General features: G+C 27.8%; 16 protein-coding genes, 1 pseudogene and 2 riboswitches. All 17 genes and pseudogenes read left to right on the top strand.

What is annotated here, in order from left to right; genetic code table 11:
* Window positions 1-56 precede the first annotated feature (56 nt).
* Window positions 57-740: pseudogene (sigG, locus tag ACTHUW_RS02910) on the top strand (RNA polymerase sporulation sigma factor SigG); the annotation flags it as partial.
* A gap of 81 nt (window positions 741-821) precedes the next feature.
* Window positions 822-1088 carry a YlmC/YmxH family sporulation protein gene (locus ACTHUW_RS02905; RefSeq protein ID WP_442198492.1) on the top strand — a complete coding sequence of 89 codons (267 nt, stop codon included), beginning with the start codon at window positions 822-824 and terminating at the stop codon, window positions 1086-1088.
* A gap of 95 nt (window positions 1089-1183) precedes the next feature.
* Window positions 1184-1288, top strand: a riboswitch (glycine riboswitch).
* Window positions 1289-1291: 3 nt separating this feature from the next.
* Window positions 1292-1365: riboswitch (glycine riboswitch) on the top strand.
* 97 nt (window positions 1366-1462) lie between these two features.
* Complete coding sequence (gene gcvT / locus ACTHUW_RS02900; protein WP_442210984.1) at window positions 1463-2569, top strand: glycine cleavage system aminomethyltransferase GcvT; 1107 nt, start codon at window positions 1463-1465, stop codon at window positions 2567-2569.
* 19 nt (window positions 2570-2588) lie between these two features.
* Window positions 2589-2972, top strand: a complete 384-nt coding sequence (gcvH, locus tag ACTHUW_RS02895) for a glycine cleavage system protein GcvH (RefSeq protein ID WP_442198490.1) — start codon at window positions 2589-2591, stop codon at window positions 2970-2972.
* Between the two features lies 1 nt (window position 2973).
* Window positions 2974-4317: an aminomethyl-transferring glycine dehydrogenase subunit GcvPA gene (gcvPA, locus tag ACTHUW_RS02890; RefSeq protein WP_442198489.1), complete on the top strand. Its 1344-nt coding sequence runs from the start codon at window positions 2974-2976 to the stop codon at window positions 4315-4317.
* Entirely contained in the window at window positions 4317-5768 is a 1452-nt protein-coding gene (gene gcvPB, locus ACTHUW_RS02885) for an aminomethyl-transferring glycine dehydrogenase subunit GcvPB (protein ID WP_442212460.1), read from the top strand. Before gcvPA ends, gcvPB begins: the two co-directional genes overlap by 1 nt.
* Before the next feature lie 16 nt (window positions 5769-5784).
* Entirely contained in the window at window positions 5785-6633 is an 849-nt protein-coding gene (folD, locus tag ACTHUW_RS02880; protein WP_442210985.1) for a bifunctional methylenetetrahydrofolate dehydrogenase/methenyltetrahydrofolate cyclohydrolase FolD, read from the top strand.
* Between the two features lie 99 nt (window positions 6634-6732).
* Complete coding sequence (locus tag ACTHUW_RS02875) at window positions 6733-6936, top strand: hypothetical protein (RefSeq protein ID WP_442210987.1); 204 nt, start codon at window positions 6733-6735, stop codon at window positions 6934-6936.
* A 102-nt stretch (window positions 6937-7038) separates the two neighbouring features.
* Window positions 7039-7494 (top strand): transcriptional regulator NrdR, encoded by a 456-nt coding sequence (nrdR, locus tag ACTHUW_RS02870; protein WP_442198917.1) that lies wholly within the window; start codon window positions 7039-7041, stop codon window positions 7492-7494.
* Between the two features lie 125 nt (window positions 7495-7619).
* Window positions 7620-8567 (top strand): PstS family phosphate ABC transporter substrate-binding protein, encoded by a 948-nt coding sequence (locus tag ACTHUW_RS02865; RefSeq protein WP_442210989.1) that lies wholly within the window; start codon window positions 7620-7622, stop codon window positions 8565-8567.
* Between the two features lie 160 nt (window positions 8568-8727).
* Window positions 8728-9660, top strand: a complete 933-nt coding sequence (gene pstC, locus ACTHUW_RS02860; RefSeq protein ID WP_442198662.1) for a phosphate ABC transporter permease subunit PstC — start codon at window positions 8728-8730, stop codon at window positions 9658-9660.
* Window positions 9660-10520 (top strand): phosphate ABC transporter permease PstA, encoded by an 861-nt coding sequence (pstA, locus tag ACTHUW_RS02855; protein WP_442198661.1) that lies wholly within the window; start codon window positions 9660-9662, stop codon window positions 10518-10520. Before pstC ends, pstA begins: the two co-directional genes overlap by 1 nt.
* 14 nt (window positions 10521-10534) lie before the next feature.
* Window positions 10535-11293 carry a phosphate ABC transporter ATP-binding protein PstB gene (gene pstB / locus ACTHUW_RS02850; RefSeq protein ID WP_442198660.1) on the top strand — a complete coding sequence of 253 codons (759 nt, stop codon included), beginning with the start codon at window positions 10535-10537 and terminating at the stop codon, window positions 11291-11293.
* Between the two features lie 11 nt (window positions 11294-11304).
* Window positions 11305-11952 (top strand): phosphate signaling complex protein PhoU, encoded by a 648-nt coding sequence (gene phoU / locus ACTHUW_RS02845; RefSeq protein WP_442212458.1) that lies wholly within the window; start codon window positions 11305-11307, stop codon window positions 11950-11952.
* Between the two features lie 75 nt (window positions 11953-12027).
* Window positions 12028-12711 carry a response regulator gene (locus ACTHUW_RS02840; RefSeq protein WP_442212456.1) on the top strand — a complete coding sequence of 228 codons (684 nt, stop codon included), beginning with the start codon at window positions 12028-12030 and terminating at the stop codon, window positions 12709-12711.
* Window positions 12712-12721: 10 nt separating this feature from the next.
* Window positions 12722-14482 carry a two-component system histidine kinase PnpS gene (pnpS, locus tag ACTHUW_RS02835; RefSeq protein ID WP_442198911.1) on the top strand — a complete coding sequence of 587 codons (1761 nt, stop codon included), beginning with the start codon at window positions 12722-12724 and terminating at the stop codon, window positions 14480-14482.
* Between the two features lie 12 nt (window positions 14483-14494).
* Entirely contained in the window at window positions 14495-15901 is a 1407-nt protein-coding gene (locus ACTHUW_RS02830) for a sigma-54 interaction domain-containing protein (protein WP_442198910.1), read from the top strand.
* Window positions 15902-15972: the final 71 nt, after the last annotated feature.

Raw genomic sequence — 15972 nt, 5'->3', positions numbered from 1 at the left:
GCAGAAGATAGTTTTATTACGTTTAATTTGTCCTTTTTCTTGACAGAGGACCAAGAATTCATAAAGGGGATATGGAAGCAAGAGAAGAATTTATTCAAGGTAATTTAAGATTGGTATTAAGTGTTATAAAAAGATTTAACAAAAGAGGAGAAAATCTTGATGATTTATTTCAAGTAGGGTGCATTGGGCTTATAAAATCTATTGATAATTTTGATTTAAAGCATAATGTAAGATTTTCAACCTATGCTGTGCCTATGATAATAGGAGAAATAAGAAGATATTTAAGAGATAATAATTCAATTAGAGTAAGTAGATCGTTAAAAGATACTGCATATAAAGCATTGCAGGTGAGAGAACAATTAATAAAAAAGTATTCTAAAGAACCTACTATAACTGAAATAGCTAAAGAGTTAGATTTACCTAAAGAAGATGTTGTATTTGCACTAGATGCTATTCAAGATCCAATTTCCTTATTTGAACCAATATACCATGATAATGGAGATGCTATATATGTAATGGATCAAGTAAGTGACGAAAAAAGTGAAGATGAGTTATGGTTAGAAGAAATAGCTCTTAAAGAAGGTATAAGGAAACTTAATGATAGAGAGAAATTAATAGTTAATTTAAGATTTTATCAAGGTAAAACACAAATGGAAGTGGCACAAGAGATAGGTATTTCTCAAGCTCAAGTGTCAAGACTTGAAAAAACTGCATTAAATCATATGAAAAAATTAGTATAGAATCTATACTAATTTTTTTTATTATGCATATTTTAAGACAAGTTTATATAATATAGTATAAAAGGATAAGTAGGTGATTATATGATTAAAGCATCTGAATTAACAGAAAAAGAAATTATTAATGTTGTAGATGGAACTAAATTGGGTATGATTAGTGATATAGAAATTAATTTAGAAAAAGCTAAGATTAAAGCAATAATTATGCCAAGAACAGGGGGGATAATGAGTATTTTTACTAAGTCTAATAATATAGCAATAGATTGGAATGATATTGTTAGGATAGGAAATGAAGTTATATTAGTAAATCTAGATTCGACAAAATATAAGGATGAAAATTTTTATGATTAAAAATTTTTAAAATTATAAATAGTAAGTTAAATTAATAACTATTATTGTAAAATTATTAAAATTATTATATCATTGAATTAATGAGATAATATCAGATGATAATAGCGAGAGATATCTTTAAATAGATAGCCGATGGGGCAATATAAAAATCTGCCATAATTTTTATAGAAACTTTCAGGCAAAAATATCGTTATTTGATGAACCTCTGGAGAGTTCGCTTTAGCGACGCCGAAGGAGAAATACATGTAAATGTAAAACTCTCAGGCAAGATACAGAGAAATATAAGGCATATATTTATTGTGCGATTATATTTCTTTTTTATTAGATGGCATTGAAAACCTTTTCACAAAGCAAATTTTAAGGGAGTGATTTTAGTGGCAAATTCAAAAAAAACAGCTTTATATGATTCTCATCTGAAGTTAAAAGCAAAGATGACAGACTATTATGGTTGGCAATTACCTGTAGAGTTTGAAGGACTAAGCATTGAACATGAAGCAGTTAGAAATGATGCAGGGATATTTGATGTTTCTCATATGGGAGAAATTGAAATCAAAGGAGAAAATGCAAAGAGTTTTGTACAATATTTATCAACAAATGATATTACTAAACTTAAAGAAAATCAAATTATTTACACATTTTTCTTATATCCAAACGGTGGGGTTGTAGATGATTTACTTGTTTATAAATTCGCTGATGACCATTATTTCTTAGTTGTAAATGCAAGTAACTTAGAAAAAGATTATGAATGGATAAAAGAAAATAAAAATGACTATAATGTAGAAATAAATAATTTATCAGATAAATATTCTGAACTAGCAATACAAGGGCCAAAGGCAGAAAAAATACTACAAAAACTTACTGATACTGACTTATCTAGCATTAAATTTTTCTATGTAGATAGAAATGTGAAAATTCATGGTAAAAATGCCATAGTATCTAGAACAGGCTACACAGGAGAAGATGGCTTTGAAGTATATTTAGAAAATGAAGATATAGAAGAAGTTTTTGAAAAATTACTAGAAGTAGGAAAAGAAGATGGATTAAAACCTGCTGGACTGGGTTCAAGAGATACACTTCGTTTTGAAGCAAATCTTCCTTTATATGGTAATGAATTATCAGAAGACATTACACCATTAGAAGCGGGATTAGGTTTTTTTGTTAAATTAGATAGTGATGACTTTATAGGAAAAGATGTTCTTAAAAAGCAAAAAGAAGAAGGTTTAAAAAGAAAAATAGTAGGATTTGAAATGATTGGCAAGGGAATACCACGTAGTGGGTATGAGGTTCTAAAGGATGGAGAGAAAATTGGATTCGTTACAACTGGATATCACTCTCCAACATTAAACAAAAATATAGGTAAGGCTATGGTAGATATAGCTAATTCTAAATTAGATACAGAAATAGAAATTCAAATTAGAAAAAGAACTGCAAAAGCTAAGGTAGTTAGTTCAAAATTTTATAATAAAAACACAAAAAAATAAATTTAAGGAGGAATTGTTAATGAAAATAGTAGAAGGTTTATATTATTCAACAGATCATGAATGGGTAAAGGTAGAGGGTGAAAATGCTCTAATAGGAATAACAGATCATGCACAACATAATTTAGGGGAAATAGTTTATGTAGAATTACCTGAAGAAGATGACGATTTTGAAAAAGAAGAGTCATTTGGAGTAGTTGAATCAGTTAAAACAGCATCAGATATTTTAGCACCAGTATCTGGAACAGTAGTTGAAATTAATGAGAAATTAGAAGATTCTCCAGAGCTTGTAAATGAAGATGCATTTGAAAGTTGGTTTATAAAAATAAAATTAAATGATAAATCTGAATTAGATGAATTAATGGATAGTAAGGCTTACGAAAAATTCTGCGCTGAGGAGGAATAATATGCATAGATATATACCTAGTACTAAAGAAGATAGGAAGGAAATGTTAGAAGAAATAGGTGCTAACTCTATTGATGATTTATTCAAAGATATACCAAATTCTTTGAGATTAGATAGGGATTTAAAAATAGAGGATTCTTTATCTGAATTAGAGATAAAAAATAAATTAAAAAAACTAGGAGATAAAAATCAAACTATTGATGAATTAACTTGTTTTTTAGGTGCTGGTATGTATGATCATTATATACCTTCTGTAATAGGACATTTAGCAACAAGGGGAGAGTTCTTGACATCTTATACTCCATATCAAGCAGAGATAAGTCAAGGTACTCTTAGAGTTATTTTTGAATATCAAACACTAATTTCTAATCTTACTGGTATGGATGTATCAAATGCATCTATGTATGATGGTCCTACAGCGTGTGCTGAAGCAGCTCTTGTGGCTACAGATGTAACTAGAAAAAAGAAAATTATAATTTCAAAAACAGTTCATCCTGAAGTAAGAAAAGTTGTAGAAACTTATATGAAATTTAGAGATATAGATATTGTTGAAGTTGACATGAAAGATGGAGTAACTGATGCTGAGAAGTTGAAGGAAATAGCAGATGACTCTACTGCAGGTGTGATAGTACAAAATCCTAACTTCTTTGGAATAATTGAAAATTTAAAAGAAATTGAAGAAATAACACATAAAACTAAAAAAGCTAAATTAATAACTTATGTTGATCCAATTTCTTTAGCTATACTTAAGTCTCCAGGAGAAATAGGAGCTGATATAGTTGTAGGAGAAGGTCAAAGTTTAGGAAATAAGTTAAACTTCGGTGGGCCTACACTAGGTTTCTTAGCAGTTAAAGATAAACTTGCTAGAAAAATACCTGGAAGAATAGTAGGAGAAACTGTAGATGAAGATGATAATAGAGCTTTTGTTTTAACACTACAAGCAAGAGAGCAGCATATAAGAAGATTTAAAGCAACATCTAATATTTGTTCTAATCAAGGATTAAATGCACTCATGTCCACAATTTATTTAGTAACAATGGGAAAACAAGGATTAAAAGAAGTAGCTACTCAATCCTTGCAAAAAGCTCATTATGCATTTGATGAAATAACTAAAAGTGGCAAATTTAAGCCTGTATTTGATAAACCATTTTTCAAAGAATTTGCTGTTCAATCTGATATGGATGTAGAAGAAGTTAATAGTAAATTATTAGAAAATAAAATTCTTGGTGGTTATAATCTAACTAAGGATTATAAGGATATTAACAATTCATTATTATTTGCTGTTACTGAAAAGAGAACTAAAGAAGAAATAGATAAATTAGTTTCTACATTGGAGGTGCTATAATGAAAAACTATGATAAATTGATATTTGAATTATCAAAAAAGGGTAGAAAGGCATATAGTCTTCCTAAAATAGATGTAGAAGAAAAAGATATATCAAATCTTATACCAAATGAATATTTAATTGAAGATGAATTAGATCTACCAGAAGTATCTGAATTAGATGTTGTAAGACATTACACTAATTTATCACAATTAAATTATAGTATTGATACAGGTTTTTATCCATTAGGATCATGTACTATGAAGTATAATCCAAAGATGAATGAAGATATGGCAAGTATGGATAGCTTAACTAATATTCATCCTTATCAAGCTGAGGAAACTGTTCAAGGTTCTTTAGAGCTTATGTATAATTTATCCAATCATTTAGCTGAAATATCAGGAATGGATACAGTTACCTTACAGCCTGCAGCTGGTGCCCATGGAGAACTAACAGGTATTATGCTAATAAAGGCATATCATAAAGAAAAAAACAACACTCATAAAACAAAAATTATTGTTCCTGATTCTGCTCATGGAACAAATCCTGCTACTGCTGCAATGGCAGGTTATGACATTGTAGAAGTAAAATCTTCAGATCAGGGTCTAGTAGATTTAGAAAGTTTAAAAGGATTATTAGATGATAAAGTAGCGGGACTTATGCTTACAAATCCTAACACTTTAGGATTATTTGAAAAAGATATGAAAGAAATAGCAGAATTAGTTCATGAAGTAGGTGGACTTTTATATTATGATGGAGCAAATATGAATGCTATTATGGGAAGAGTAAGACCTGGAGATATGGGATTTGATGTAATGCATTTTAACCTTCACAAAACATTCTCAACACCACACGGTGGTGGTGGACCTGGTAGTGGAGCTGTTGGAATTAAAGATCATTTAGCTAAGTTTTTACCAGTACCTGTAGTTGAAAAGAAAGATGATAAATTTATTTTAAACTATGATAGAAAAGATTCTATAGGCAAAATAAAAGGATTCTATGGTAATTATGGTGTCAACTTAAGAGCATATACTTATATATTAGCTCTTGGAGGTAATGGTTTAAAGAGAGTAAGTGAAACCGCAGTATTAAATGCAAATTATATGATGAATAAATTAAAAGAATATTATGATTTACCAATAAAAACGGTATGTAAGCATGAATTTGTATTAGCTGGATTAAAAGAAGATAGCTTAGAGGTTAATACAATGGATGTAGCTAAAAGATTAATGGATTATGGATATCATCCGCCAACTGTTTACTTCCCATTGATAGTTAAAGAAGCTTTAATGATAGAACCTACAGAAACAGAAAGCAAAGAAACGCTAGATAACTTTATAGATGCTATGAATAAAATAGCTAAAGAAGCACAAGAAAATCCTCAACTTTTAAAAGAAGCTCCTCATAGTGCTCCAGTTAGAAGAGTGGATGAAGTTAGGGCAGCAAGAAACTTAAAATTAAAATGGAACTAGATTAGGTGGTGTTAACTTGCAAACTATAAATGGAAAAGAAGTTTCAAAAAAAATAAGAGAAGAATTACAAAATGAAATAGATGAGTTAAAAGAAAAAGGAATTACTCCAGGACTAAGTGTTATAATAGTTGGAGATAATCCAGCATCTAAAACTTATGTAAAGAGTAAGGATAAAGCATGTAAACAACTTGGAATGAAATCAGAAGTTCATTCCTTAGATGGAGATGTTTCAGAAGAAGAATTACTTAATTTAATTGATAAATTAAACAATGATGAAACTATTCATGGTATACTTGTTCAATTACCTCTACCAAATCATATAGATGAAAAAAAGGTGATTGAAAAGATTTCTCCAAATAAAGATGTAGATGGCTTTCATCCAATAAATGCAGGTAAACTATTAGTAGGAGAAGATACATTTATACCTTGTACTCCTCATGGAATTATCAAGCTTATGGAAAGTGAAAACATTGATATAGAAGGAAAAAGAGCAGTTATACTTGGTAGAAGTAATATTGTAGGAAAACCAATTTCATTATTACTATTAGAAAAAAATGCAACTGTTACAATATGTCATTCTAAGACAGAAAATTTAAAAGAAATCACTAAAGAAGCAGATATTCTTATTGCAGCTATAGGAAAGGCGAATTTTGTGAAATCTGATATGGTAAAAGATGGAGCTATAGTTATAGATGTAGGTATAAATAGAGTTGATGGAAAATTAGTTGGAGATGTAGATTTTGATAGTGTCAATAAACTAAATGGATTTATTACTCCAGTACCAGGTGGAGTTGGACCTATGACAATAACCATGCTAATTTATAACACAGTAATAGCTGCTAGAAGATTAGAAAGAGGAAAATAAATGAGTTTTCCATATGGAAAAGAGCCAGAGGTGGCTTTAAAGGATGTAATAAAAGAATCAATAGAACAAAGAAAAATAGAGGCATGTGATACTTGAGATATGGCAAGTGTACTTGCAAGCGCCTGGGGCGTTAAAGAAGATGTAGAACTTGAAAAATCTGAAGAAGTAAGAAAAATTTTCAAAGCTTTAGAAGGAAGCACTATAGAACTCAAAACCGGAGAAAATGTTGAAATTCTAAAAGGTGATGTAAAAGAAAGAAAAGGAAAGGCTACACTTATATTCAGATATAAATTAAATAATTAATATAAAAATCTCAGGAATTTCCTGAGATTTTTATATGTTATTCGACAAAACCATAGATATAAATTATAATATATTTAAAAGTGAAAGTTTGGAGATGATTATATGATATGTCCTTATTGTGAATATTACGAAACTAAGGTTGTAGATTCTAGACCTACAGAAGAAGGTCATGCTATAAGAAGACGTAGGGAATGTTCTAAATGTAATAAAAGGTTTACTACATATGAAAAAATTGAAGAAATACCAATTGTAGTAATAAAAAAAGATGGAACAAGACAACCTTATAATAGAAATAAGGTTTTAAATGGTATTATAAGAGCATGTGAAAAAAGACCAGTTTCAGTTGAAGAGATGGAAAAGATAGTTAATGATATAGAAAAAAATATTAGCAATTCTATGGAGAAAGAAATATCAACTAGAAAAATTGGAGAAATGATTATGGAAAAATTAAAAGATAAAGATGAAGTAGCATATGTAAGATTTGCATCAGTATATAGACAATTTAAAGATATAAATACCTTTATGGATGAATTAAAAAAACTACTTGATGAAAAATAAATTTAACAACTTCCTAATTAACATTTACTTAACATTGTCTTAACTCTAAGACAACATATAAGGAAGTAAATGTTGTTATAATTCTATGTGTAAGATAGAAAATAAATTTTAGGAGGAGTTATTAAATGAAAAAAACAATTAATTTCAAAGTAATAATTTTAGCACTATTACTATTAGTATCAGTATCAGTATTTGCTGCTTGTGGAGATGATAAATCTGAAACATCAGAAAATGATAAATCAAATCAAGGGTTAAATGGGGATATAGAAATAGATGGTTCATCTACTGTTTATCCTATAACTGCAGCTATTTCAGAAGAGTTTCAAATAGAAAATCCTGATGTAAAAGTAACTGTAGTAGTATCAGGTACTGGTGGAGGAATGAAAAGATTTACCGTAGGAGAGACAAGTATAAGTGATGCTTCAAGACCTATTAAAGATGAAGAAGCTGATAAAGCAAAAGAAAATGATGTTGAATTTGAAGAATTAAAAGTTGCTCTTGATGGCATATCTGTAGTAGTAAATTCAAATAATGATTGGGTAGAAGATATTACTATAAAAGATTTAAATAAAATATGGGCTCCAGATAGTAAAGTTAAAATGTGGAGCGATGTAAATTCTGAATGGCCAGAAGAAGAAATTAAATTGTATGGTCCAGGAACTGATTCAGGTACATTTGATTACTTTACAGAAGCAGTTAATGGAGAAGGCGGCGCAATAAGAACTGATTTCACTGCAAGTGAAGATGACAATGTATTAGTACAAGGCATATCAGGTGACGAATATGCATTGGGATATTTTGGATATGCTTATTATGAAGAAAATAAGGATAAATTAAAAGCTTTAAAAATTAATGGTGTAGAACCAACTCCTGAAACAATAGAAGGAGGAGAGTATACTCCCTTATCCAGACCGTTATTTATATATGTAAATAAAGATCATTATACTAATAAAAAACAAATAAACTCTTTTGTGGATTATTATATAGAAAACGCTCCTGAAATAGTACCTAGCACGGGTTATGTAGGTCTATCAGAAGAAAATTATGAAAAAGAATTAAATAAATTAAAGTAATAATAAATTAAAAAACAATCATATTGCTTAGCAATATGATTGTTTTTTAATTTATTATTTTACATAGATTTAACATTCAATTAACCTTAGCAAAACAATAAATGAATTTTAATATACTATAATAAATTTAAAGTAGTTACTTGAAATGAGGAGGGTTAATTTGATAAATTCAAATGATAAATATTTTTTCTTTAAAAAGAAAAATAAAACAAAGAAAAAAAGAAAAATAAAAGAAAAAATTATTTCAAAAATACTATTAGCTTTAGCTTCAATATCTGTTTTAACTACTATAGGGATAGTGGCTATTTTATCCAAAGAAACTATAGCATTTTTTGGAGAAATACCTATAGCTGATTTTTTGTTAGGAACAGAATGGACAGCTTTGTTTGCGAATCCTAAGTTTGGAGTAATACCATTAGTTTTAGGAACGGTAATGATTGCTCTATATGGAAGTATATTTGCAATACCGATAGGACTTGGTAGTGCAGTATATCTAAGTGAATATGCTTCAGAAAAAACTAGGAAAATCGTTAAACCTTTATTAGAAATATTAGCAGGAATTCCATCTATAGTATATGGATATTTTGCGCTTACATTTATTACCCCAATATTAAAAAATATTTTTCCAAGCATAAATGTATTTAATGCATTAAGCGCTAGTATTGCAGTGGGAATTATGATAATCCCTATGATTTCTTCCCTAAGTGAGGATGCAATGAGATCTGTACCAAAAGAAATAAAGGAAGGAGCATATGCTCTTGGTTCAACTAAATTTGAAGTATCAACTAAAGTTGTTATCCCCGCAGCGTTATCTAGTATAATTTCTTCGTTTGTACTTGCAATTTCTAGAGCTGTTGGTGAAACAATGATAGTAACTTTGGCAGCAGGTTCAAGTCCAAACTTAACTTTAAACCCACTTGAAGGTGTACAAACTATGACAGCATTTATTGTACAAGTCGCTTCGGGGGATGTAACACATGGAGGACTTATATATAAGACTATATTTGCTGTAGGCATGCTACTTTTTTTACTTACTCTATTAATGAATATAATAGCAAGAATGATAATAAAGAAATATAGGGAGGAATATTAATGAGTAATTTGAAAAAAAGAAGATTAATAAATAAGATTTTTCATATATTAGTATTTTCTGCTACATTATTTGGATTAATTATATTAGCGGTATTATTGTTTGATACATTTAAAGATGGGTTAAGATGGATAAATATAGGGTTTTTGACTAATTTCACTTCTAGATTTGTAGAAAAAGCAGGTATAAAAGCGCCACTTATTGGAAGTATGTGGATTATAGGACTTACTATTTTATTTTCATTTCCTATAAGTGTAGGAACTGCAATATATTTAGAAGAATATGCAGATGATAAAAAATTTTTGACTAAGATTATAAAATTGAATATTTCTAATTTAGCAGGCGTTCCATCAATAGTATTTGGTATATTAGGGCTTGGAATATTTGTTGATATTTTAGGATTTGGAAGAAGTGTTTTGGCTGGGTCCTTAACATTAACACTTTTAATATTACCAATTATAATAGTTTCCTCTCAAGAAGCGATTAAAGCTGTTCCAAGAGAATTAAGACATGGAGCATATGCATTAGGGGTTACTAAATGGCAAGTAGTAAGAGGGATAGTACTTCCTTATGCAATGCCTGGAATATTAACGGGAGCTATTTTAGCAATTGCTAGAGCACTTGGTGAAACAGCACCTTTGATAATGGTTGGCGCTGTTACTTTTATTGCGTTTACTCCAGAAAGTATATTAGATCAATTTTCTACATTGCCTATTCAAATTTATAATTGGTCTACGATGCCTCAATCAGAATTTCATGATTTAGCAGCAGGGGCAATAATTATTTTATTAGTATTATTATTAGGAGCAAATTCAATTGCTATAATTCTTAGAAATAAATATCAAGATAGAATTAAAGGATAGAATGGAGGAATATAATGAGTGTTGAAAAAATTGAAGTTAAAGATTTAGATTTTTATTATGGTGAGTTTAAAGCTTTAATGGATATAAATATAAAAATAGAAGAAAAAAAAGTAACATCTCTTATTGGGCCATCTGGTTGTGGGAAATCTACATTTATTAGGGTCTTAAATCGTATGAATGATTTAATTGATGAAACAAGACATACAGGAGAAATAATATATGAAGATAAAGATATATACAATTCACAGGTAGATGTAGTAGAACTTAGAAAAAAGATAGGAATGGTTTTCCAAAAACCTAATCCATTCCCCAAATCTATATATGAAAATATCATATTTGGACCTAAAAGACATGGTATTAAAAATAAAAAGGAATTAGATAAAATAGTAGAAGACAGCTTAAAGGATGCAGCACTTTGGGAAGAAGTAAAAGACAGATTGAATTCTTCAGCATTGTCATTATCTGGAGGCCAACAGCAAAGGCTATGTATAGCTAGAGCTCTTGCAATGAAACCAGATGTATTATTAATGGATGAGCCAACTTCTGCATTAGACCCAATTGCTACTGCAAAGATAGAGGACTTAATAGAAGAACTTAAAAATAAATATACTATAATAATAGTAACTCATTCTATGCAACAAGCTGCTAGAATTTCTGACAATACTGCATTTTTTTTAATGGGAAGATTAATAGAATATAAAGAAACATCTAGAATTTTTTCTGACCCACAAGATAAAAGAACTGAAGATTATATTACAGGTAGATTTGGATAGGGAGGATATATATGAGAGAATATTTTGATAAAGAGATTAAGCATTTAAATAATTTATTACTTGAAATGGGAGAAAAATCAGAACAATTAATTGAGATGTCAATTGAATCCTTATTAAATCAGGATATAGAATTAGCAGATAAAGCAATTGAATTAGATAAAGACATAGATAACATGGAAATCATTATTGAAAAGAAATGTTTAGAACTTATAGTATTGCAGCAACCTATGGCAAAAGATTTAAGAGAAATTAGTGCTATTCTTAAAATAATTACTGATATTGAGAGAATAGGAGATAATGGAGTTAATATTGCTAAAATAAGCAAGAAATTAAGCAAAGAAAAATATATAAAACCTTTAGTTGATATACCTAAAATGGCTAATATATCTAAAGAAATGATTAAAAAAAGTTTAGAGAGTTTTATTAAAAAAGATGTAGAATTAGCAAAAGAAACTGCAAGAATGGATGATATTGTAGATGATATTTATGGATATATATATAGAGAGTTATTAGAAATATTAACACAAAAAAAACAAATAATGTATCAAGTAATAGATTTATTATTTGTGGGAAGACATATTGAACGTATTGCAGATCACACTACTAATATATGTGAGAGAATAATATATATGGTTGATGGAAAAAGAATAAATTATTAAATTATACTACTCATTCGACAAAGTTAACTATATAAATTATAATGTATTTAAACATTAAAAGGTAGGTGAGTTTATATGATTTATAAAAAAATATTAGTAGTAGATGATGAAGAAAATATTGTGGAGCTAATAAAATATAATCTGAAAAATAATGGTTACGATATTATAACTGCTTTCGATGGCAATGAAGCTTATACTAAAGCAATAGAAGAGAATCCAGATTTAATTCTTTTAGATATCATGCTTCCTATACTAGATGGTATAGAAGTATGCAAAAAATTAAAAAGAAACAAGCAATCAGAAAATATTCCTATAATAATGTTAACAGCAAAAAGAGAAGAAACTGATAAAGTATTAGGGTTAGAAATAGGTGCAGATGATTATATAACAAAACCATTTAATATTAGAGAATTAATAGCTAGAGTTAAAGCGGTATTAAGAAGAGTTAATAGTAAAGATAATACTGAAAAGTCTATAATAAAGGTAGGAAACATTACAATTGACACTGAAAGTTACCAAGTAGAAGTAGATGAAAAAATTATAGATTTAACACTAAAAGAATTTGAACTTTTAAAATTATTATCTCAAAATAAAGGAAAGGTTTTATCTAGAAATTATTTATTAGATAAAATCTGGGGCTATGATTTTTATGGAGAAACTAGAACTGTAGATGTTCATATAAGACATTTACGAAAAAAAATGAATCTATCAAATGATACTATAGAAACTATTAGAGGTGTAGGATATAAGATAAAATAAGGAGATATATATGAAAAAAAGAGTCTTTATAATATTTTCCATTTTAATTTTAATTGGTGTAATAACAACCGGTACTTTATCTTTAAGTTTAATTAAAAACAATTATATCAATAATATAGAAGAAAGAATGATTTCAAATTCTAAATTAATTAGTACTTTTCTGCAAAATACACCTAATGAGAATATATATTTAGATAAAATAGCTAAAACGTATAGTAAAGAAATAGATAGTAGAATAACAATAATAAATAATAATGGTGATGTTATAGGTGATTCTCATGCTGATTTAGAAGAACTCACAAATCATCTAAATAGACCAGAAATCAAAAAAGCTATAGATGATCAAATAGGAATAAGTGAAAGATATAGTAACTCCATTGGAGCAAAAATGTATTATGTAGCTATACCTTTTTATAAAGAAAATTTAGATGTAGCTGTTATACGACTATCTCTTCCATTAGAATATATCAATGAATACACTAAAAAAATATATATAAATATTATAATTTCTGCTTTAACAGGTCTTTTTATAGCAATGATACTTGCAATCAGATATATAAATAGAATAACTTATCCAATAGAAGAATTCACTAAAGCAACAAAGAATATTAGCAAAGGTAATTACGGTGAAAAAATTAGATTTAAAAGTGATGATGAATTAGGCATACTTGCTGAAAGTTTCAATATCATGAGTATTGAATTAAGTCAAAAAATAGAAGAATTAAAAAATAGTAATACAAATTTAAGAGCAATACTTAAAAGTATGTCAAATGGTATTATTGCATTAGATAACAATAATAATATTATGTATACTAATCCTTCTGCAGAAAAAATGTTTTCTATAAAAAATGATAAGATTAAAGGTAAAAGTTTATTTGTAATTATAGAAAATGCTAAATTAAATAAATATATAGAAAATTTATTTGAAGAAAATAGTGAAAAAATTATAGAAATTGAAATAAATCATCCTCTTACTAATATTTTAAAAGTATATACTAATCCAATAATATATAAAGATAATCCAAGTAGGAAAATGGGAACTCTAATAATATTAGAAGATATAACGGAAATGAGAAAGCTTGAAACTATGAGAAAAGACTTTGTAGCAAATGTAAGTCATGAACTTAGAACTCCTCTTACATCAATAAAAGGATTTGTTGAAACCTTAAAATCAGGTGCTGTAAATGATGAAAATACAAGGGATAAATTTTTAAATATTATAGATGAAGAAACTTCAAGACTCAATACTTTGATTGAAGATTTAAGTATTCTAACAGATATAGAAAATAGACAAAATAAAATTAAAAAAGAAAAAATTAATCCTAATGAAACTATAGAAGAAGTAATAGAATTTTTATATGAACTAGCAGATAATAAAAATATTAGTATAATAAATAAATCGAATGAAAACCTACCATATATTTATGGAAATAATGGTTGGTTAAAACAAATGTTGATAAATTTAATAGAAAACTCAATTAAATATACAAAGAATAATGGAAAGATAATAGTAACTGCATATTCTAATAAAAGTGAATTAATTTTTAAAATAAAAGATAATGGCATAGGTATTGAAAAAGAATATATTGATAGGGTGTTTGAAAGATTTTTTAGGGTTGATAAATCAAGAACAAAAAAAATAGTAGGAACTGGACTTGGACTTGCTATAGTAAAGCATATTGTAATCCAATTTAATGGTAAAATAAAAATTAATAGCAAGAAAAATGAGGGTACGGAATTTAAAATAACACTTCCACTTCAAAAGAAATAAAGGGATGATAGTATGAAAATAAATGATATAATTTTAAAAAATATTTTAGAATACTTAGATGAAGGAATACATGTGATAGATAAAGATGGAAGAACTATTTTATATAATGAATCTATGGAAAAAATTGAAGGTATAGAACCTCAAAATGTTTTAGGAAAGCAAATATTAGATATATTTCCTTCTTTAGATGAAAGATCAAGTACTTTGTTAACGGTTATGAAAAATGGAAGACCAATTGTAAATCGAAGTCAGACATATTTAAATTATAAAGGCAAAAAGATAACTTCAGTGAATACAACTATTCCTCTATTTAATGATGATGATTTAATAGGAGCATTAGAAATTGGCAAAGATGTAACTAAAATAAAAAAGCTATCTGAAGAATTAATAGAATTAAGAAATGAATTAAATGATAATTCTAAAAGCAATACTAAATATAAAACAAAAAATTACACTTTCGATCAAATAATAGGAAAATCTGAGCCTATTAAAAAAGCTATAAGAATAGCAAAAAAAGCTTCAAATTCTTCATCTTCAGTACTTATATATGGTGAAACGGGTACAGGAAAGGAATTGTTTTCTCAGAGTATTCATTATTCTGGAAAAAGAAAAAATAAACCATTTATTGCTCAAAACTGCGCGGCACTGCCTGAACAACTTTTAGAAGGACTATTATTTGGAACTTCAAAGGGAGGATTTACAGGGGCGATTGATAGACCAGGATTATTTGAACAGGCAGATGGAGGAACACTCTTGCTTGATGAAATTGATTCTATGGGTATTTTATTACAATCAAAATTATTAAGAGTTCTTCAAGAAGGATATGTTAGAAGAGTTGGAGGCATAAAAGATATCCCTATTGATGTAAAAATAATTGCTACAATAAATAGACCTCCTATGATATCAATAGAAGAAGGAAATTTAAGAAAAGATTTATATTTTAGGTTAAATGTAATATATATTGATATTCCTTCTTTAAGTAAAAGGATAGAAGATTTAAACTTGTTAATAGATGAATTTTTAAGAAAGTTTAACAAGAAATTAGACAAAGATATATGGATGATATCTAGGGATGTTATGAAATTATTTGATAATTATAGTTGGCCAGGCAATGTACGAGAGCTTGAAAACATGATAGAAGGTGCAATGAATTTTGTAGAGACGGATGAACATGTACTTACAATTGATCATTTTCCTGACTATATAGTTAATTTTAAAAATATCAGAAAAAGAGAAGATAAGAATATCAATATTGAAATAAAAGATTCATTAACTGATACTATTAATAACATTGAAAAGAAAATAATAAAGAATAAATTATGGGAACATGATTATAATATTTCTAAAACGGCAAGAATATTAAATATAAAAAGACAAACACTTCAACATAAGATTAAAAAATATAAAATAGAAAAGTAAAAGCCCATATATTTGCATGCATCATGCAAATATATGGGCGTTTATGTTGATGTATAAATATTTATAATATT

This window comes from Senegalia sp. (in: firmicutes) (assembly GCF_052088025.1).
GTDB lineage: Bacteria > Bacillota > Clostridia > Tissierellales > SIT17 > Anaeromonas.
The sequence above is the reverse complement of the archived record's forward strand: the minus strand, read 5'-3'. Positions and strand labels throughout refer to the sequence as shown.

Coding starts and splice junctions, on each gene's coding strand:
- pstA (WP_442198661.1), top strand. CDS start 9,660: ATGAGTAATTTGAAAAAAAGAAGATTAATAAATAAGATTTTTCATATA.
- ACTHUW_RS02830 (WP_442198910.1), top strand. CDS start 14,495: ATGAAAATAAATGATATAATTTTAAAAAATATTTTAGAATACTTAGAT.
- gcvPA (WP_442198489.1), top strand. CDS start 2,974: ATGCATAGATATATACCTAGTACTAAAGAAGATAGGAAGGAAATGTTA.
- nrdR (WP_442198917.1), top strand. CDS start 7,039: ATGATATGTCCTTATTGTGAATATTACGAAACTAAGGTTGTAGATTCT.
- ACTHUW_RS02905 (WP_442198492.1), top strand. CDS start 822: ATGATTAAAGCATCTGAATTAACAGAAAAAGAAATTATTAATGTTGTA.
- gcvPB (WP_442212460.1), top strand. CDS start 4,317: ATGAAAAACTATGATAAATTGATATTTGAATTATCAAAAAAGGGTAGA.
- pnpS (WP_442198911.1), top strand. CDS start 12,722: ATGAAAAAAAGAGTCTTTATAATATTTTCCATTTTAATTTTAATTGGT.
- gcvH (WP_442198490.1), top strand. CDS start 2,589: ATGAAAATAGTAGAAGGTTTATATTATTCAACAGATCATGAATGGGTA.
- phoU (WP_442212458.1), top strand. CDS start 11,305: ATGAGAGAATATTTTGATAAAGAGATTAAGCATTTAAATAATTTATTA.
- pstB (WP_442198660.1), top strand. CDS start 10,535: ATGAGTGTTGAAAAAATTGAAGTTAAAGATTTAGATTTTTATTATGGT.
- ACTHUW_RS02865 (WP_442210989.1), top strand. CDS start 7,620: ATGAAAAAAACAATTAATTTCAAAGTAATAATTTTAGCACTATTACTA.
- ACTHUW_RS02875 (WP_442210987.1), top strand. CDS start 6,733: ATGGCAAGTGTACTTGCAAGCGCCTGGGGCGTTAAAGAAGATGTAGAA.
- ACTHUW_RS02840 (WP_442212456.1), top strand. CDS start 12,028: ATGATTTATAAAAAAATATTAGTAGTAGATGATGAAGAAAATATTGTG.